Below are 17,953 nucleotides of genomic sequence, written 5' to 3'. Positions count from 1 at the left end.
GCAAGAACCGGATGATTATGTGGTGGCGACAAATGAAACCTATTCTATCCGGGAGTTTCTCGATATTTCTTTCCAATACGTTAATTTAAATTGGCAGGATTATGTGGAGTTTGATCAACGTTATTTGCGTCCGGCGGAAGTAGATTTATTAATAGGAGATTCCACAAAAGCCAGGGAGAAATTAGGTTGGCAGCCGTCGGTAACGTTTGAGGGACTGGTAAAATTAATGGTAGATGCGGATTTAGCGGCTTTGGGGATTAATCTTAATAACGCTGGTGATAGCGAACAGTTATTAAAAGATTTGGCTTATCTTCGCAATCGTTCCTTAATTGCCGTCGATTAAAAAGTCGGGTGGGTTAGGGAAGCGCAACCCATCCCCCGTCTTGATCCATCGCCATTTTTACCTGACTTTTAGGAATAAATAGGGTCTTTTTCCAGCAAACCTAGCAATTTTTGCATTTTAATCCAAGCCCTTCTCATTTGCCAGAATTTACTTTTTTCCATTGCGGCTATTTTGCTGTCAGCTTCTCGATAATCCAATTGGGTTTTTTGCAAGTCTTGTTGTAATTCTTGTTCATGAATTTCTAATTGTTTAATTCGTTCTCTAGCCCTTTCCAACTGAGCGAATATATCGACTCTTAAGGTGACTAGAGCGGCAAAAATGGCTTGGATATTTTGGGAGTAAAGTTGGGGATGATTATAAAAGAGTTGGGTATAGGAATAAATATAGTGTTCTGCGGTCATTGAGCGACTCATAGAATCAGCTTTTTGTCGATAGAAAAATAACACTTCTGGGATACGATAGACTTCCCGACCTAATTCGATCAGAGATAACCAAAAATCTTGATCTTCCCAACCATAAATTAAATTAGTATTATAGCCGCCCACAGTTTCCCAGTCAGATTTCCGAAACAAACCGGAGCAAAATATCATATTATCTACTAATATATCGGGAAATTTATACTCAGGCAGCGGCCAAATTCCTTCTCTATCGCCAAAATACTCCGCTTCGCAATAAACTATCCCTAATTGCTCATTACTTTCTAGTAAAGTAACCGCTTTTTCTAGATAGGAATCGGCAATTTTATCATCGGCATCAAGGGGAAGAATATAGGTTCCTTGCGCTTGGGCAATTCCTAGATTTCTCGCTGTGGCAACCCCTTGATTTTCCGTGCGGATGATCCTGGTTTTTGGCTGTTGATAATTTTGTAAAATCTCGATGGTTTCTGGTTCTGTGGAGCCATCATCAATAACAAGGATTTCAAAATTTTGGTATGTTTGTGCTAAAACTGATGCGATCGCATCATCAAGATAGCGACCTTGATTATAGCAAGGAATAATTACGGAAACTTGAGGAGCATGACTCATTGGGGGCAATTCTCTCCTACTTGAGCAAAAACTAGGTTATCAATAGCTTATCCCAAAAGCTCCCCTTTCTCGTTTTTCTGCGTCAAGGAAGTGTTGATATCCCCACTAGCAATTTCGGGATAGTAGGACATATTCTGGATAAATCCTTAAATTATTCTGATGGGTGAACAAAATCACCCAATTGGGTGATCCCCGTGAGGGAAGCATCTCTTTTTAATAGAGGATAAGTTATTCAATAATCAGATTGTCATTATAAATGATCCTTAATCATGGAAGCTCATCAACAAAAACAACTCCGCACTTTCCTCTTGGAGAAATTAGCAATTTCCCCCCGTTCCCTCGATATGGCTGTGCGTCTCTGTGAAGCATCGGTGGGTTCTTTGCCGATGGTTTTATGGCAGTACGGTTTAATCGATTTGTCGCAATTGAATCAAGTTTTTGACTGGATGGAAACTGTATAATTAGTTTTCAAGAATAGGCCATTAATTATCATTTTTATTAAGAAAATTGACCAAGCTCTAGAGCAGCAAGTTACTGCAATTTATTTAATTTTATACCCCTTGATCGCCATTTTGCTTGTCATGACAGAAGGTAGAAAGAAACTTAATTAATATGGCATCGGTTCTTCAGTTAGGCATCGACTATATGGAACTCTTTGATGGCTGGATAGAAGTTGAGATTTTCGTGACTAGGACGACTGAGTTTAATCAGGGCAAACCGTTGGGATGGTTGCAATTTTTGCCATTGTTCTAAACTAATTTCGATCTGGAATTCTCTGGCTTTTTCTCGGACTGTATCGGGTATCTGGCTATCATCTAGCCAAGCGGGATGCGCATCTATTGCCAGTTTTCCTGGGGGATTGCCAGTTTTTTCGGTGATTAATTTTTGCAGAAAATCTCGATAGATTTTGGCTTCTGCCGCCGTCGTACAAGCCATATTAACTAATACCATTCTTTCTGGTTGACTCAACTGCATCCAATGGGATAATTTTAATTTAACTCCACAGGTATCTAGTTTCATTCTCACGGTCATCGGTATACAACGTAAGGAGTCAACAAATTCGGCTTCAAAGTCGAAAAAGGTGGTCATATCATTTCATTGGGTTGCTGAGTATAAATCTATGATACAGTGCCGTGGGATAATTGCTAGGGTCAAAATGTTATTTTTATTGAATAAAATTGGCTCGATATTGATTACTAGAAACGAGAATTTTCTCTAGTTCCTGCCATTTTTCTCCTGCAATATAGTCAATAATTTGATCAAGATTTTGCTGATAATTTGTCAAGGATATCAATAAAGCTTGACGATTGTATTTAGCCATCATTAAACCTAATTCGGGATTGCCACCACCGACGCGACTGGTATCGCGAAAACCGGAACTAGCTAAATTTTCCGCTAATTGGCGAATATTCAGGTCTTGTTCTTCCGCACAAGCTTGGATTAAACTGGTACTAATCATTACTGGCAGATGGGAAATCCAGGCCACGGCTCGATCGTGTTCTTCGGGGGAAGAATAATAAATTTTACAGCCTAATTTTTGTACTATTTCGGTTAAGATTTCCACGGCAAAATGAGGAGTAGATTCAAGGGGAGTAATCAGATAGGGGGTATTGACAAATAATCCCAATTGTGCTGCATTAATTCCCTGTTCGGCTGTGCCAGCCATAGGATGACTACCGACAAAATTCGGACATAATCGACTACAATTGGCCACAATTGCCCCTTTAACCGATCCCACATCGGTGACAATGGCTTGGGGTTTTAAATAGGGAGTTAATTTTTGCAAAGTTGGCACAATTAAATGTATGGGAGTACAAATAAAGATTAAATCGGCAGTAGCCAATAATTCTAAACTGGTACTAGATTCATCTACCACTCCTTTTTGTACGGCGATATCACCAGTGGATTGTTGACGAGAAACTCCCAAAACATTATAGCCCTGCGATCGAAAATCTAACCCCAAGGAACCACCGATTAAACCCAGTCCGATAATGCCAATATTCATTAGTTTTACTCAAAAATAATTTCGTCTTCTACTCGCCAAGCAGGATCGACAATGCACAAGAAAACTAAGGGTTCCTCCCCACAATTATGAATATATTGTTTAGCTAGAGGAGGTATATAAATGGCGGCACCGACAGTCACTAATTGCACTTCCTCATCGATGTGCATTTCCCCTTGTCCTTGCAGAATATAATAAACTTCCGCAGTTTTTAAAGCGTGGGGAGTAGAAGTTTCCCCCACATCTACCCGCGCATGGGCTAAACTATAACGTAGATTTAACGGTTGTTTATCGGGATGCAATAACTCGCGCAATCGGGTATGATCACCAGCGATGAATTCCTCACATTCGATCAGTTTTCTGATTAACATAGTAAAATTAAACCTCGAAGATTGTTTTTATTTTATCATTGAGTGAAAAGCTAAAGACTAATAGCCGTTATCATAGAAATATTCAGCATCGCCAGAATTAACGAATGACTTGGTTAGAACATAGTGTACAGGTAGAAGTGGACGCGCCGATCGATCTGGTTTGGGAACTCTGGTCAGATTTAGAACAAATGCCCCACTGGATGAAATGGATCGAATCGGTGAAAATTCTCGAGGAGGAGCCAGAACTTTCCCGTTGGAAGTTAGCCAGTGGTGGTCTAGAATTTACTTGGTTGTCACGGATAATGAAAATCGTCCCCCATCAGATGATTCAATGGGAATCCGTGGACGGGTTGCCTAACCGCGGGGCGATTCGTTTTTATGACCGTCATGGTAAGAGTATTGTGCGACTGACAGCAGCCTATGCTATACCCGGTTGGTTAGGAAAATTGATGGACAATCTTTTCCTCGGTCGAGTGGTGGAATCAACCCTGCAAGCCGATCTAGAGCGTTTTCGCCTTTATGCGCTCAATATTGTCAATAATACGCCGCCAAGGTGAGGTAATCACCGGTAATAAGCTTTTGACTAGCTAAATTGCTCGTTAAGACTGTCTATGAGCAGGGAGAGTCGGTCTAAGCATTTGTACTGAAAATTCCCATACCCAGTTCAAATGCAGTACAGATCATTGCTGACGATCGACTCCCAAAAATGAAAACTTCCTAAGAATATCCCGATCAAATTCCGCTATCACGGTTGAGATATTGCTACTCGATTTTATAGAGATAGGCTTCCGGGGTTTCCAGAAGGGAAGTCATCGGGCGATCGAGAGGAGAAGTTTTGGCGAGGGTAAAAATTGGAAATAAATCGTTCATTTGGATAGCCATTTTAAATTTCGGCTGTATGTAATAACTACCCGATGGGCAAGCATTGGTGATCTTTAGCTCTCTTTTGGTCATAAAGGTATCGATATAATCGTACTGACCATGCTCTTTTCTTTTGCCTTTCTTGGCTGGATCGCAAAGGGTTGAACCGACCGGAATCTGATTGATAATTTCCACTGTATCGGCCACGGATAGGAGTCTTTCGGAACCGTATTTACTAGCAAGATAACGTTGATTGAAATAGAGATTAGTTGCGATAGAATAGCCGATGATAATTGCTAGAACTAGACCGAGGATCCTGTCGAAAGTCTTAGTAAAGTTTAGATAGGCCAGACTAGCGATCGCCAAGAGGATAGGAGCAAACCAGAGTAAGATTTTACGATGGGAATAAAAATGCTCATCAGGATAATTAGAGGAAGCGTAGAGAAAAATTATCCAAGTGATCGCAAAAAAGCCGATCAGTGTTTTATTGCCTCGATATTTTTTGATGACTATGTATAGAGAAATGCCGAAAAAAATAGCCGAAACTACGACATTGAAAATTGATATATTGTCATTCAAAAAAAACACTTGATTACCCAGATAAACCGTTTCCCAAATCGCTTTAAATAGACGAGTGAACAGATTGCTCGATGGTTCACCGCTCGCCCCCTTCTCCGTGAGCGCTCCCACCAGTCCTTTCGTATTTGCAAATCTCCGAACTATCTCACTATTCCAATACATAATCAAGGCGAGATTTGCGGAGAGAATCGATAGAAAAGGCAAAAGACATTTACGAGTATTCTTGCGATTTCGATAAACAAACCCTAGAGAGGCGATAACAGAAGTCACTGGGATAATTAACATCGTGGTGGTGTGTAAACTCACCAATATAGCGACGGTAATCCCGAAGAATATCCAAGCTATAGCCTGATAGAGCAGCGGCTTACTCGTTTCCATCTGGAAACGATAGAGTAAAGCAAAAACGAGCAGGAAAAAGGGTATTGGGCTAGGGGCCCAGGAAAAATTATTAATAAAATAGTCCGCGTAAATCGTGCTATACCAAAATCCTGCCAAACTGGACAGGAGAAGACGTTTATCTTGTTCTACATTTTCTAAAAGTTGATAAACCAAGTAGATTAAGAGGGGAATCGATAGAAAAGAAAATAGTCCATTGGTAAGGACTTGAAATTCGGGAGCGGTACCGAAAATTGTCAGAGGGAACGCTAAATAACCATAGAGGGGAGGAATTACGAATCCATATTTTCCACCCCCCCCTGCAGGTCCCAATTGAGGAAAGTTTCCCTTCCACATATCCATCCAAAAGTAACCACCGCTAATCTGATCGGGATCGGGTCCGATATCGAAGGTAACGTATTCAAAAATACTGACAATCCTGGTGAAAAAGGCAAAGGCGATCGCTAGAATCCCTAAAATCAGTGCTGTTACTCGGACTTTATTGATTGATTTCCCCATAAGTGTCGGTATTTTTATCCTAAAATTGTCTAGTAGCTTTGCGACCGTATCCCTGAATATTTATCTTCGCATGGTAGCACTAATTTCTAGTCCTACTCGGTCAGAATTATAGCGTTAAAGATGAAGTATAACCTGATTTCGTATTGCTGGCCGACTCCCCAAAACGAAAACCTCGTACCTCACCATGAAGATAACTGCTATAAGATTTAAGAGACTGTTTAGCAATAAACTGGGTACACTCGCTTAACAAAAATTTTTTTAGACAGATATTGGACAAGATCGGGAACCCCGTGTTAAACTGCCTCGATAAGATGATGTCACTCTCAAAGCCCTTCACTATATAATCTAATGGTAATACAATCGGTCAGTTTAACAGTTAAGGACTATAAGTCTAACATTCCCGTGGCCATCTTGTGTGGTGGCAAAGGAACCCGACTGCGGGAAGAAACCGAATTTCGACCTAAACCGATGATTGCCATCGGAAATCGGCCAATTATTTGGCATATCATGAAAACTTATGCCCAATATGGGCTAACCGACTTTATGCTCTGTCTAGGGTACAAAGGGGAAATAATCCGGGACTATTTCTTTAACTATGATTGGAATCAAAGTGATGTCCTCTTAGAGTTAGGCAATAAAAAAGTGACCAAACTCGATAGTGGACACGAGGAGGAAGACTGGCGTATTTGGTTAATTGATACGGGACAGGAAAGCATGACGGGAGGCCGTCTTAAACGTCTCACCCCTTACATAGAGAGAAGTGGAAGCGAGATCTTTTTGGCCACCTATGGGGACGGGGTTTGTGATGTGAATATTGCGGATCTGTTGGATTTCCATTACTCTCATGGGAAATTAGCCACGATGACGGCGGTTCGTCCTTCTTCTCGCTTTGGTGAGTTAGTGATTGAGGGTAATTTAGTCACTCAATTCCAAGAAAAGCCCCAAACGGCTGAAGGATGGATTAATGGGGGGTATTTTGTCTTAAATCGCAAGGTTTTGGATTTAATTGAGGGAGATGCGACGACTTTTGAAGCACAGCCCCTAAGAACCCTGGCTGCTTTGGGAGAACTCGCCGTCTATAAGCATGAAGGGTTTTGGCAGTGTATGGATACTTATCGAGAAATGGAAATGCTCAATCACCTTTATGACACTGGACAAGCTAGATGGAAAATATGGTAAAGGAAGCATTTTAGCCTGGCAAAAAGGTCTTTATTACTGGTCATACGGGCTTTAAGGGGTCTTGGCTGGGGTTTTGGTTACTCCATCTGGGGGCAGAGGTAAAAAGCCTCAGTTTAGCTCCCAATACCACCCCCGCCTTATTTGAGCAATTAGACTTAGCTCAAAACCTGAGTCAGCATATAGGAGATATTCGAGCGGCTGAGTTAGTGGCTCGTTTAATCGCTTCATGGCGACCGGATGTAGTCTTTCATTTAGCGGCGCAATGAGCGTCCTATACCGAACTCAAGTAATTGACAGATAATCAATCCTTTAATAGCAGGAGGCACTAAGTGGACATAGTAAATTCAATACATATCCAGATTAGGAAAATGCTCAAAAAGCAATCAGAAATTGATGGCAGATTTTTGGTAATTGCCGCACTCTTAGGATATTTTGGGTTATTGTATCTAGCTAATTTTTTTGTTCCCTATCACAAGTTTTGGAGGAGAATTGGGGTTCCTGCGGTTAAAAACCCTTTTATCGATCTTAGAGAGGTATTAGGTGCCTTTGATTGTGATCGATTGACTGGCGAAGTTTCCCTAATAAATAATTCTTGCTTCAATCAAATATCTTATCCTAGTAGTTGGTCTTCGTTAACTTGGCTGGGGTTAGAGCAGCGTGATATTATATTTTGGGGAGTTTTCTTTGCTTTAATCTTTTATGGGATAACTTTAATTATCATTGGCAGATTAAATTATCAAGAAGCTGTAGTTTATGCCCTAATTTTATGCTCACCACCGGTAATGCTTTTAGTGGAACGTGGCAACGTAGATATTGTTATCTATTCTTGGCTTGGTGTCGGACTGATAATAATTAAGAATAGCCGAGCATTAATTTTTAGGTTGTGTGCCTACTTATTAATATTTTTTTGGGGAGTTGTTAAACTATTTCCCATTTTCGGTCTGGTAGTAATTATTAAAGAAAAAAGAAATCTATTTCTGTTCTTGGCGGCTATTTTTACCACTGCTTTTATTACTTATTTTCTCGCTAGTATAGGGGAGATGAAAACTATCTCACAAGCATTTGATGTTGATAATGTTTGGTTTCGTTTTGGCTATAAAGCCCTCTTGAAAGTAAATTATTTGATATCACAGCTTTTTTTATTTACTAGCGGCGAAACTGATATTAAAAAGACGATCAGATATATGATGTATATAATTATGAGTCTATTGACGCTATTAATCTTGACCAGAGTTTTATTGTCGAAATTTAAAATTTTTCAACAATGGCTTAGTTCTGATTTTGTCTCAACAGATTCGGACAAGTCTTTAGATAAAAGTCAATATATTGATTATTTCCGTCTTGCAGCAGGCATTTATTTAGGAAATTATCTTGTTATTGGTCTTGTTTTTGATTACAAATTAACTTTTCTAATCTTTGCTCTTCCTCAAATCTTGGATTGGATTAAGCAAGAAAATCAGTTAAGCTTGTCTTCCAGTATGGCTTTAGTCGCTATAGTGGCAACCTTTTACGCGAGTCCATTCTTATACACTTGGGTAGTTGATGAAATTATCAATTTGCTTTTATTTGTCAATTTATTATACATGGCAATTCTCTCTATGCCTGAATGGCTAAAAATTTTAGTCCATAGGAGATTGTCTGGCAAATTTTCTGCATAAAAGTTTAACCACAGCCTAATATATAGCAAAACCAAATGAATTGTAAAAGCTCCTCATCTCTAACCCCTCTCTCACTCCGGAGAGCGGAGAAGAATGGTGTTTACGAATCATTTAGACTGGCTCCGTTAAATACTTCCTGAGACTTTTGGCTGACTAATAAAATGCCTTTCTGTCAAGTGGAATTAATATTTATATTCCCCTGTCAGTTTTCTGACCAGTTTCCACAGAAAACGATTCCAGGGTTTTCTGTACAAGTACCGACTACTCGCAGTAGGTTGTCTAATTTTAAAATCAGTGTTGCTGATATCATAGACCTTTGCTAGGTCTTTCAGAGTGAACTCAATAGGGGTTTTATCAACTAGCCGCTCAAAAACTTCAACATTATTTTTAAGAATATCATCCTTTTTTTTCAATAATGGATATGGCTTCTTGGCGTGTCGATTAAACAAAAACAATGCTTCTGTTGGCTCATAATGCTGCGGCTTTTGAATTTTACTATGGCCACCGCTGCGGGCATTCTTAACTCGAATGTCAGTAAAACACATTTGCTTCAGGGGAAAGGTTTGATAACAAACCCACTGAAGATACCAATCAGTCCGATGTGCCCCATGATAAATCGCCGGTAAGATAACATCAGCATAGCTTTGGGAGAGGATTTGAGATTCTGCATCATATCCACTAATGGGAAAGCATTTTCTGGAGATGAACTCTTCATAAGATGCTTTAATCGGTAGAAATGCCCACTGTTTAGGATCATAAAAAGTTCCAGCAATGGGATGATATTCATCGAGCAATTCTTTTATCTTTTTGGGAATATCTACTCCTTCATCAGCAACAAAGGTAACATCATCATCGATAAAAATGTAGTATTCATAATCTTTGGGAACTTCCCTATATAGCAAGCTCCTGCCCTCACTCCAAGTCACTCCTTTTGCAGTAATGAAAGCATTGGGGTCATCTTCCGTTGCCCAATTAAGGCGATAAAAGTCACTAAATTCAGTAGTAAATAGTTCTCGTTTTTCTATAGTGCAAGGCTCATTAATTAGTTGGCCCTGTTCCAAAATACAGAAGGTTTTTATACTCATTTACAAATTAGATAAAGTTCGGTACGAGTTCAAGTTTTAGCTTAATATATAGCCAGTCTAAACGATTTGCCAACAGCACGAGCATCACGTCTCCAGAGTGGGAGAGGAGATGGGGGTGAACCGGTCCCCACGACCCACCTAGGTAGGCCACAGCACCCTTCATGTCACGCTCAGTACATAGCCCTAAGTTTGAAGCAGCCATAGGGTCGGCAGGAGGCAGCAGTAAATGATTAAATTGTACTTCAGGTGAGTTAAAACCGCTATGTAACACTTTCGAGTCCAGAACAATATTAAAATCCCTGCCACCCAAGCATAGCTGAATGTTCACAGCAAATTCAAGCCATATACAATAAGTATAAATACTTAATTGATTTTCCCTTGAATCACGAGGCATCGAAAATCAAGAACGACTCTCCCCGCTTAGAAGTTCCCTGCTCCCCTTTTGTCTCAGCTAACCATTCTAGATGCCTAACAGCTTAACTAATTGACATACTCGGTCAAGTTCATGTATAGTGGCTCCCAAAGAGTTAGGGTGATAGGTTTAAGCCTTCACGAAGACTCTTTTCAGGGATTACTTGGAGAAAGCTGCTGAAATTAACTGAAAACCTAGTATAGCGAGTCTATTTGACTTGTGAACAATAATAGCTCCCCTCTCCTTCCGGGATGAGCCTGATGGGTTTTGGCAGTGCATGGATACTTATCGAGAAATGGAAATGCTCAATCACCTTGATGACAGTGGACAAGCTAGATGGAAAATATGGTAAAGAAAGCATTTTGGCTGGGCAAAAAGGTCTTTATTACTGGTCATACGGGCTTTAAGGGGTCTTGGCTGGGGTTTTGGTTACTTCATCTGGGGGCAGAGGTAAAAGGCCTCAGTTTAGCTCCCAATACCACCCCCGCCTTATTTGACCAATTAGACTTGGCTCAAAACCTGAGCCACCATCTAGGAGATATTCGAGAGCCTGAGTTAGTAGCTCGTTTAATCGCTTCATGGCAACCGGATGTGATTTTTCATTTAGCAGCGCAACCCTTAGTACGGCTTTCTTATCTTGAGTCGGTGGAAACGTGGAACACAAATGTTATGGGGACTATTCACGTTTTAGAGGCCCTCAAAAGCCTGACTCATCCCTGTGCCGCCGTGTTTATTACTAGCGATAAGTGCTATGAGAATCGGGAATGGGTCTATGGTTATCGGGAAAATGACCCGTTAGGGGGTTATGATCCCTATAGTTCTAGCAAAGCGGGGGCTGAATTGGCGATCGCATCTTGGCGAAATTCCTTCTTTAAAACCCCTCAAAACCCCATCGGCATTGCCAGCGCCAGGGCAGGAAATGTCATCGGTGGAGGAGATTGGTCTCTAGATCGGATTGTACCCGATGCCATGCGGGCCTTGATCAAATCCGAACCGATTCCGGTGCGTAACCCTTTAGCGACTCGCCCTTGGCAGCACGTTTTAGAGCCTTTAGGTGGCTATTTACGCTTGGCTGAGTCGATTTATCTGCAGTTGATGACGGCTAATTGGCAGCAAGACAGCCGGGGGTTATATGGGGCGTTTAATTTCGGTCCGTCTCTGACTTCTAATCGTCCAGTTAAAGAGTTAGTTGAGTCTATCCTACAACTTTGGCCAGGTACTTGGCTCGATCAAAGTGATCCGAATGCTGTTCATGAGGCTAAATTGCTTAATCTAGTCACAGATAAGGCTTTCCATAGCCTAAAATGGCAACCAGTCTGGGATTTTCGGCAAACCCTCAAGGAAACCGTGACATGGTATTATCAAGCGGCTCAAATGGACTCTGAAGATAAAGCACAATTCCAAGAACTTACCCGCCAACAAATAGAATATTATCAGAGTTGTTTGATCGATTAGCGAACTCAAGGCTGATAATGGTCTAAATTAAGTAATAATTAAGTTCAAATTTCTCCCCTGAAAGGAAATTAACCATGACTCAATCTATTTCTCCCCCCAATACAAATACTGAAGCAGAACTGCGAGAGCAAGTCTTTCAAGCAGTACAAGAATATTATAAGCACAAATTTCAACCCCGGGCTTTTGTGGCGGGGCAGACCTATATTCCGGCATCGGGTAAGGTATTTGATGAGCAAGAATTAGTCAAATTAGTGGATTCTTCCTTAGATTTCTGGTTAACGACGGGCAGATATGCGGCGGAATTTGAGGAACGTTTTGCCCAGTGGATGGGGGTAAAACATTGTTTATTAGTCAATTCTGGCTCTTCGGCCAATTTAGTGGCCTTAAGTGCTTTAACTTCCCCTAAATTGGGGGAAAAACAACTTAAACCGGGGGATGAAGTGATTACCGTCGCCGCAGGTTTCCCGACTACAGTTAATCCCATCTTTCAAAATCAGCTAATTCCCGTCTTTTTAGACGTTAAATTACCCGGTTATGACCTTGATATTGATCAACTGGAATCGGCCTTGTCAGAGAAGACTAAAGCGATTATGATCGCTCATACCTTGGGAAATCCGTTTAATTTAGAAACGGTGATGGCTTTTGCCGAAAAACATGACCTCTGGGTAGTCGAGGATAACTGTGACGCGGTGGGAAGTCTCTATAAAGGGCAAAAAACCGGCACCTTTGGGCATTTAGCAACGGTTAGCTTTTATCCTGCCCATCACATGACTATGGGAGAAGGGGGCGCGGTTTTAACCAGCGATACCCGCTTGAAAAAGATTGTCGAGTCATTCCGTGACTGGGGCCGAGATTGTTGGTGTCCTCCGGGGGTAGATAATACCTGTAATAAGCGCTTCGGTTGGCAGTTAGGAGATTTACCCTTTGGCTATGACCATAAGTACACCTATTCTCATGTGGGTTATAACCTAAAGATGACGGATATGCAAGCAGCCGTCGGGGTAGCGCAACTGGATAAATTGCCAGGATTTATCAAAAAGCGCCGAGAAAATTTCGACTTTTTGCATCAAAAGTTACAGGAGCTTCAAAATGTTTTAATTCTGCCTGAAGCCAGCCCCGATTCTGAACCGAGTTGGTTCGGGTTTCCGATTTTTGTCAAGGAAAATGCGCCTTTTAGCCGCAATGATTTAGTTAAGCATTTGGAGGAAAAACGCATCGGCACAAGGCTATTATTTGGAGGAAATTTACTGCGACAACCTCTTTATAAGGGGTTAAATTATCGAGTTATTGGGGATTTAAGTAATGCCGATAAAATCATGAGTAGTGTTTTTTGGCTGGGCATTTATCCCGGATTAACCGAGGAAATGTTAACCTATGTAGCAACGACCATCAGAGAATTTTGTCATGGCCAATAAAATTCCCAAACTTTTGGGACAAAATTTCCGAGCATGGGTAATCAACCTTAATCCACTGTCAATCCACTTAAAATCTTGAAAAACTGATGAAAATCACTGAGACAAGAATTTCTAAGTGCTACGAAATTGTCCCCACTATTTTAGAAGACAAGCGTGGTCGTTTTGTTAAAACTCTACATCAGGACATCTATGAAAGTCACCAGTTAATTATTCACTTTGCTGAAGAATATTATTCGGTGTCCAAGAAAAATGTTTTGAGAGGACTACATTTCCAAGTTCCTCCGCAAGATTGCACAAAAATTGTGTATTGTCTCGAAGGTTCGGTAATGGATGTAGTGGTAGATTTGCGTAAAGGCTCGCCAACCTATGGCGAGTTTGAGTTGTTTAATCTGAGTTCTGAAAATGGTAAGATAATCTATATCCCTTCTGGCCTAGCGCATGGTTTTTATGTGACGAGCGAAACGGCAATTATGTGCTATAAAGTATCAACAGTATATTCTCCCAAAGAAGATACAGGAATTCTTTGGAATTCCGTAGTAATACCTTGGCCAAATCTACATCCTATCTTATCTGAACGAGATCAGAGTTTTCTTCCTTTTTCAGAATTTCGGAGTCCGTTTGTTTATTGAGAATCAAAACAATTTAAAGAAAGCATGAAAGTATTAATTACTGGTGCGAGTGGTTTTGTTGGTTCCCATGTAGCAAGGCTTTTAGTAGCCGAAGGGTGTGAGGTATATGCGCTTGTGCGAGAAAGCAGCAACCGATGGCGAATTCGAGATATTCTGCCATCAATGTATTTACGGCAATCCGACTTAGTAGCATTTGAAAACGTGAATACTTATTTGCAGGAAATCAAACCTGAATTGTGCATTCACTTAGCTTGGTATGCAGTGCCGGGTAAATACCTAAATTCTCAAGAAAACCTTGATTCAATTCAGGCGAGCATCAATCTTCTCTCTCAATTAGCCGAACTGGGTTGTAAGCGGTTTGTGGGTATAGGGACTTGTTTTGAGTATGATTTAAGTCTGGGATATTTATCTGAATCCAGTTTGACAAAACCCATAACCTTATATGCAGCCACCAAGGTCGCACTTTCCACTATTTTGCAGCAATTTGCCCAGATAACCGAAATGGAGATAGCTTGGATTCGCCTATTTTATCAGTATGGACCAATGGAGGATGAGCGACGGTTAATTCCGTCGGTTATTTCTTCACTGCTGCGGGATGAAGTGGTGAAAACAACTAAAGGTGAGCAAATTCGAGATTTTCTTCATATTGAGGATGTAGCATCGGCAATTTGGGCAGTTGCTAAGAGCAACGTTTCAGGTGTAGTTAATGTTGGTTCTGGTCAACCTGTAACCGTTGGACAAATAGCACTTGAACTTGGTAATTTATTAGGTAAACCTGATTTAATTCATCTGGGAGCTTTGCCTTACCGTCCCAATGATCCAATGTTTATTTGTGCTAATAATGAGTTGCTTAGAAAAAAGACCGATTGGACACCTAAATATAATTTAACGACGGGATTAAAAAATACAATTGAATGGTATAAAGTCCATCTAAATCTAAATAAAATTGAGGAAATTTAAGATGATTAAAAAATTAATTAGTGTTGTTACTCCTTGCTACAATGAACAAGATAATGTTGAGTTTTTATATACTGAGGTCAAAGATATTTTTGCAAGATTAGGAAAATATGAATACGAGCATATTTTTATCGATAATGACTCTCAAGATAAAACAGTCAGTATATTAGAGCAAATCTCTCAAAGCGACTCTAGAGTCAAAATTATCATTAACGCTAGGAATTTTGGCTTTGTTCGTTCTACCTATTACGGCCTCTTACAAGGAACTGGAGATGCGGTTATTTTAGTCTTCGCCGATTGTCAAGATCCTCCCGAACTAATCGTCGATTTTTTAGAAAAATGGGAGGAAGGCTATCAAGTTGTTAAAGGAATTAAAAGCTCGAGTCAAGAGAATTCTTTGGTCTATGGTATAAGAAAATTTTATTATTTTTTAGTTAGGACTCTATCAGAAGAGATTGACTTAACTGCTAATTTTACGGGCTTCGGTTTATATGATCACAAAGTGATAGAAGCATTGCGTTTGATCGATGATCCTTATCCCTACTTAAAGGGTCTTATTTCAGAAGTCGGTTTTAAGAGTGCTAAAATCGAGTATGCTCAGAAAGTCCGAAAACGAGGTAAGAGTAGTTTCAATTTTTATCGAATGTACGATCTGGCCATGCTGGGTATCACTACCTATTCTAATTTTCCGCTAAGATTGGCGACAATGATCGGGTTCGCTCTATCTCTACTGAGTTTTCTGGTCGGTCTGGTGACTTTGATTTTGAAGCTTCTGTTTTGGAACCTTTTCCCCATAGGAATAGCGGCGATCATTATCGGATTGTTTCTTTTTTCTTCTGTACAGTTATTTTTTATAGGTATTTTAGGAGAATACATTGGTTTGATAAATAGACGAAGCTTAAAAAGACCTCTAGTGGTAGAGAGAGCGCGAGTCAACTTTGATATTAAATAGTGAACAGTATTTTTAGACAATTTCGTACCGAAATGAGAATTTATTAACATGGAACGCCATACTAAAATCAGATTTATTAGCACAATTATAGTTATAGGCTTTGCCATCGCCGTTTTTTATCACTACAGTATGGGAGCTTATTTAGGCAATCAACATCCTCTTAATACTTTTTTATTTACACCTAACGATAAGTTTAATGACTTTTGGAACATGGTTAAATTTATCAAAGAACTTAATCCCTACAGAAGTGATGTTTATATTTTTGGTATATATTATCCATTGGGAGAGTTATTTTTCTTCCCGTTTACTATATTTAAGAGCAGAAATTTAGCACTATTAGTGTTTTTGAATATTTTTTTAGTCTGCTGGCTGTTGTTCATAATCAATAATTTTTCTCAGACTAATAGATTAGACAATTTTCGTGATATTTTTGTGATTTCCTTCATGAGCTATCCTTTTCTATTTACTATAGATAGAGCTAATGCAGAATTATATACGTTCTTGTTTTTATGTGGTTTTGCCTACTTTTGTAATAGCTTCAATCACTATAAATCGCTTTTTGCCTTAATTTGTCTATCCCTAGCAATTGCGATGAAACCATTTCCAGCAATTTTTCTAGTCCTATTGGCAAGCGAAAAAAAGTGGAAAAATATCCTCTATGTAATTATATTTGCCGCATTAATAACTATTTTTTCTCTGCTGTGTTTTCAGGGAAGTATTTTAGAAAATATTCAAGGATTGAGAAGAAATCAAGCAATGTTTGTGCAAGATTATGTGATCGGATCGGGAGGTTGGCCTTATGGGGTCAGTTTGTTCGGGTTGATCAAGGTTATTGCCGCTTTTGTCTTAAAGATTTCTAAAGATATTGGTATAATCTCATCATCAGATATAGTGCGAACATTTTTTGATTGGGTTTCACTACTTTTGAGACCCTATTCTGTACTATCGTTAATAATAGTAGGATTGGTAAGTTTATACATTCTGACTAAGGAGAAACTTTTCTGGAAAAAACTAGCTCTTTTAGTTTTTGTGATGAATGTTATCCCCCCCACATCAGGAGATTATCGACTGCTCAATCTTTTTATTCCTTTGGCTTTTTTTATTAATGAACCAAAGTCAAGTAAGTTTGATTTAGCCTATCTGATCCTGTTTGGTCTTTTGCTCATTCCCAAAAATTACTTTATTATTCCAGCCATGACCGATATCGGACTTAGTATAGGAGTTATTATTAATCCATTGTTAATGTTAATATTTGGGTTTTTGATTATTAAGGAAGGATTAAGTAAGACAACAAGAGATATACCCAAACAAAGCCTTGATAGGTCAGTTCGAGAATAAGTTTAACCTGATTGCCCAATTGTGAGAGACAATAGACAAAATATGACTAATACTGACAATTGCGATCGCAATTGTGTTGACATTGATGATAGTTTATGATAGGAAAGTGGCATCAGTTGTTCACCCCAACCTAACCAATGGCTCAAGAAACCCTCCTAATTGCAGCTAACCCACAAGGGATCAAGCTACCACCGACCCAAGATGAGCTACCTTCTGATGATGGTATTCCCATGGAAACCCAGCGACACGGACTGCAAATGCAGTTATTAGTCAGACCGCTTTCCCAATGGTTAAAAACCCAAGGACGAGAAGCGTTTGTGGGAGGCAATATGTTCGTTTATTTTAGCCCCAATCAAGTGCGGAACGAAGATTATCGCGGACCTGATGTATTTGTCGTTGTGGACGTGCCTCGAAAAGAAAGGAAAAGCTGGGTCGTCTGGGAAGAAGAGAAAGCCCCTGATGTGGTGATTGAGTTGCTCTCTGAAAGTACAGCGCAAAAAGATAAAGAAGAGAAAAAACTCATCTATCAGAATCGTTTGCGGGTGACAGAATACTTTTGGTATGATCCCTTTGAGCCAGAAGATTTAGCGGGACATCGCTTAGAAGGGGGTGTTTATAAATCTTTAAACCCAGATGCTCAAGGCAGGTTCAGCAGCAAAATATTAGGGCTAGTGTTAGTGCGGTGGCAGGGAATTTATGGGGATGAACAAGAGCCGATTACTTGGCTACGTTGGGCAACAGCAGAGGGGCAATTGCTCCCCACCATAGAGGAGTTGGCCGAGCAGGAAAAGCAACGGG

Annotated in this window: 19 protein-coding genes; 13 read left to right on the top strand and 6 right to left on the bottom strand. The window is 40.0% G+C overall.

Features of this window, described 5'->3' with window-relative positions; all coding sequences use genetic code 11:
* Positions 1-343 (top strand): GDP-mannose 4,6-dehydratase (locus IM473_RS19585; protein ID WP_287660163.1); only part of this gene is annotated, 343 nt, incomplete at its 5' end.
* 68 nt (positions 344-411) lie between these two features.
* On the opposite strand, the gene IM473_RS19580 is transcribed toward IM473_RS19585, so the two are convergent.
* Positions 412-1,368 (bottom strand): glycosyltransferase, encoded by a 957-nt coding sequence (locus IM473_RS19580; RefSeq protein WP_287660162.1) that lies wholly within the window; start codon positions 1,366-1,368, stop codon positions 412-414.
* 269 nt (positions 1,369-1,637) lie between these two features.
* Here IM473_RS19580 and IM473_RS19575 point away from each other — a divergent pair, with 269 nt between their 5' ends.
* Positions 1,638-1,829 (top strand): DUF2949 domain-containing protein, encoded by a 192-nt coding sequence (locus tag IM473_RS19575; protein ID WP_002738067.1) that lies wholly within the window; start codon positions 1,638-1,640, stop codon positions 1,827-1,829.
* 169 nt (positions 1,830-1,998) lie between these two features.
* On the opposite strand, the gene IM473_RS19570 is transcribed toward IM473_RS19575, so the two are convergent.
* The 3 genes from IM473_RS19570 to IM473_RS19560 all read right to left on the bottom strand — a co-directional run bounded on the left by IM473_RS19570 (position 1,999) and on the right by IM473_RS19560 (position 3,741).
* A complete protein-coding gene (locus IM473_RS19570) occupies positions 1,999-2,457 on the bottom strand; it encodes a nitrate reductase associated protein (protein WP_287660161.1) in 459 nt (152 codons plus the stop codon).
* Positions 2,458-2,533: 76 nt separating this feature from the next.
* Positions 2,534-3,373 carry a prephenate/arogenate dehydrogenase gene (locus tag IM473_RS19565; RefSeq protein ID WP_287660160.1) on the bottom strand — a complete coding sequence of 280 codons (840 nt, stop codon included), beginning with the start codon at positions 3,371-3,373 and terminating at the stop codon, positions 2,534-2,536.
* Positions 3,374-3,378: 5 nt separating this feature from the next.
* Positions 3,379-3,741, bottom strand: a complete 363-nt coding sequence (locus IM473_RS19560; protein ID WP_287660159.1) for a cupin domain-containing protein — start codon at positions 3,739-3,741, stop codon at positions 3,379-3,381.
* A gap of 104 nt (positions 3,742-3,845) precedes the next feature.
* Between IM473_RS19560 and IM473_RS19555 the strand changes: the two genes are divergently transcribed.
* Entirely contained in the window at positions 3,846-4,298 is a 453-nt protein-coding gene (locus IM473_RS19555; protein WP_130758561.1) for an SRPBCC family protein, read from the top strand.
* A 205-nt stretch (positions 4,299-4,503) separates the two neighbouring features.
* On the opposite strand, the gene IM473_RS19550 is transcribed toward IM473_RS19555, so the two are convergent.
* Complete coding sequence (locus tag IM473_RS19550; protein ID WP_287660158.1) at positions 4,504-6,075, bottom strand: hypothetical protein; 1,572 nt, start codon at positions 6,073-6,075, stop codon at positions 4,504-4,506.
* Positions 6,076-6,423: 348 nt separating this feature from the next.
* On the opposite strand from IM473_RS19550, the gene rfbF reads away from it, so the two are divergent.
* The 3 genes from rfbF to IM473_RS19535 all read left to right on the top strand — a co-directional run bounded on the left by rfbF (position 6,424) and on the right by IM473_RS19535 (position 8,912).
* Complete coding sequence (gene rfbF, locus IM473_RS19545) at positions 6,424-7,254, top strand: glucose-1-phosphate cytidylyltransferase (protein ID WP_287660157.1); 831 nt, start codon at positions 6,424-6,426, stop codon at positions 7,252-7,254.
* Between the two features lie 32 nt (positions 7,255-7,286).
* A complete protein-coding gene (locus IM473_RS19540) occupies positions 7,287-7,520 on the top strand; it encodes a GDP-mannose 4,6-dehydratase (RefSeq protein ID WP_287660164.1) in 234 nt (77 codons plus the stop codon).
* Between the two features lie 102 nt (positions 7,521-7,622).
* A complete protein-coding gene (locus IM473_RS19535) occupies positions 7,623-8,912 on the top strand; it encodes a hypothetical protein (protein WP_287660156.1) in 1,290 nt (429 codons plus the stop codon).
* 182 nt (positions 8,913-9,094) lie between these two features.
* Here IM473_RS19535 and IM473_RS19530 read toward each other — a convergent pair whose 3' ends face one another.
* Positions 9,095-9,997, bottom strand: coding sequence for a hypothetical protein (locus IM473_RS19530; protein ID WP_287660155.1), 903 nt, complete (start codon positions 9,995-9,997; stop codon positions 9,095-9,097).
* 748 nt (positions 9,998-10,745) lie between these two features.
* Between IM473_RS19530 and rfbG the strand changes: the two genes are divergently transcribed.
* The 7 genes from rfbG to IM473_RS19495 all read left to right on the top strand — a co-directional run.
* Complete coding sequence (gene rfbG, locus IM473_RS19525) at positions 10,746-11,864, top strand: CDP-glucose 4,6-dehydratase (RefSeq protein WP_287660153.1); 1,119 nt, start codon at positions 10,746-10,748, stop codon at positions 11,862-11,864.
* A gap of 74 nt (positions 11,865-11,938) precedes the next feature.
* A complete protein-coding gene (gene rfbH / locus IM473_RS19520; RefSeq protein WP_287660152.1) occupies positions 11,939-13,279 on the top strand; it encodes a lipopolysaccharide biosynthesis protein RfbH in 1,341 nt (446 codons plus the stop codon).
* Positions 13,280-13,365: 86 nt separating this feature from the next.
* Positions 13,366-13,908 carry a dTDP-4-dehydrorhamnose 3,5-epimerase gene (rfbC, locus tag IM473_RS19515; protein ID WP_287660151.1) on the top strand — a complete coding sequence of 181 codons (543 nt, stop codon included), beginning with the start codon at positions 13,366-13,368 and terminating at the stop codon, positions 13,906-13,908.
* Positions 13,909-13,932: 24 nt separating this feature from the next.
* Complete coding sequence (locus IM473_RS19510; RefSeq protein ID WP_287660150.1) at positions 13,933-14,868, top strand: NAD-dependent epimerase/dehydratase family protein; 936 nt, start codon at positions 13,933-13,935, stop codon at positions 14,866-14,868.
* Between the two features lies 1 nt (position 14,869).
* A complete protein-coding gene (locus IM473_RS19505) occupies positions 14,870-15,817 on the top strand; it encodes a glycosyltransferase family 2 protein (RefSeq protein WP_287660149.1) in 948 nt (315 codons plus the stop codon).
* Between the two features lie 48 nt (positions 15,818-15,865).
* The gene (locus tag IM473_RS19500; RefSeq protein WP_287660148.1) at positions 15,866-17,155 is read left to right on the top strand and encodes a glycosyltransferase 87 family protein; all 1,290 of its coding nucleotides are present in this window, start codon (positions 15,866-15,868) and stop codon (positions 17,153-17,155) included.
* A gap of 137 nt (positions 17,156-17,292) precedes the next feature.
* A partial coding sequence (locus tag IM473_RS19495; RefSeq protein ID WP_287660147.1) for a Uma2 family endonuclease occupies positions 17,293-17,953 on the top strand: 661 nt, incomplete at its 3' end.

It is taken from the genome of Microcystis sp. M015S2, from assembly GCF_020245945.1.
Classification (GTDB): Bacteria; Cyanobacteriota; Cyanobacteriia; order Cyanobacteriales; family Microcystaceae; genus Microcystis.
Note: the sequence above shows the minus strand (reverse complement) of the source record. Positions and strands in the feature narration are given on the sequence as shown.

What these genes read in the sequence shown, in the direction of transcription:
- IM473_RS19575 (WP_002738067.1), top strand. Translation starts at nt 1,638, where the DNA reads ATGGAAGCTCATCAACAAAAACAACTCCGCACTTTCCTCTTGGAGAAA.
- rfbC (WP_287660151.1), top strand. Translation starts at nt 13,366, where the DNA reads ATGAAAATCACTGAGACAAGAATTTCTAAGTGCTACGAAATTGTCCCC.
- IM473_RS19535 (WP_287660156.1), top strand. Translation starts at nt 7,623, where the DNA reads ATGCTCAAAAAGCAATCAGAAATTGATGGCAGATTTTTGGTAATTGCC.
- IM473_RS19560 (WP_287660159.1), bottom strand. Translation starts at nt 3,741, where the DNA reads ATGTTAATCAGAAAACTGATCGAATGTGAGGAATTCATCGCTGGTGAT.
- IM473_RS19550 (WP_287660158.1), bottom strand. Translation starts at nt 6,075, where the DNA reads ATGGGGAAATCAATCAATAAAGTCCGAGTAACAGCACTGATTTTAGGG.
- IM473_RS19510 (WP_287660150.1), top strand. Translation starts at nt 13,933, where the DNA reads ATGAAAGTATTAATTACTGGTGCGAGTGGTTTTGTTGGTTCCCATGTA.
- IM473_RS19570 (WP_287660161.1), bottom strand. Translation starts at nt 2,457, where the DNA reads ATGACCACCTTTTTCGACTTTGAAGCCGAATTTGTTGACTCCTTACGT.
- IM473_RS19505 (WP_287660149.1), top strand. Translation starts at nt 14,870, where the DNA reads ATGATTAAAAAATTAATTAGTGTTGTTACTCCTTGCTACAATGAACAA.
- IM473_RS19565 (WP_287660160.1), bottom strand. Translation starts at nt 3,373, where the DNA reads ATGAATATTGGCATTATCGGACTGGGTTTAATCGGTGGTTCCTTGGGG.
- rfbH (WP_287660152.1), top strand. Translation starts at nt 11,939, where the DNA reads ATGACTCAATCTATTTCTCCCCCCAATACAAATACTGAAGCAGAACTG.
- IM473_RS19530 (WP_287660155.1), bottom strand. Translation starts at nt 9,997, where the DNA reads ATGAGTATAAAAACCTTCTGTATTTTGGAACAGGGCCAACTAATTAAT.
- IM473_RS19555 (WP_130758561.1), top strand. Translation starts at nt 3,846, where the DNA reads ATGACTTGGTTAGAACATAGTGTACAGGTAGAAGTGGACGCGCCGATC.
- rfbG (WP_287660153.1), top strand. Translation starts at nt 10,746, where the DNA reads ATGGAAAATATGGTAAAGAAAGCATTTTGGCTGGGCAAAAAGGTCTTT.
- IM473_RS19580 (WP_287660162.1), bottom strand. Translation starts at nt 1,368, where the DNA reads ATGAGTCATGCTCCTCAAGTTTCCGTAATTATTCCTTGCTATAATCAA.
- rfbF (WP_287660157.1), top strand. Translation starts at nt 6,424, where the DNA reads ATGGTAATACAATCGGTCAGTTTAACAGTTAAGGACTATAAGTCTAAC.
- IM473_RS19500 (WP_287660148.1), top strand. Translation starts at nt 15,866, where the DNA reads ATGGAACGCCATACTAAAATCAGATTTATTAGCACAATTATAGTTATA.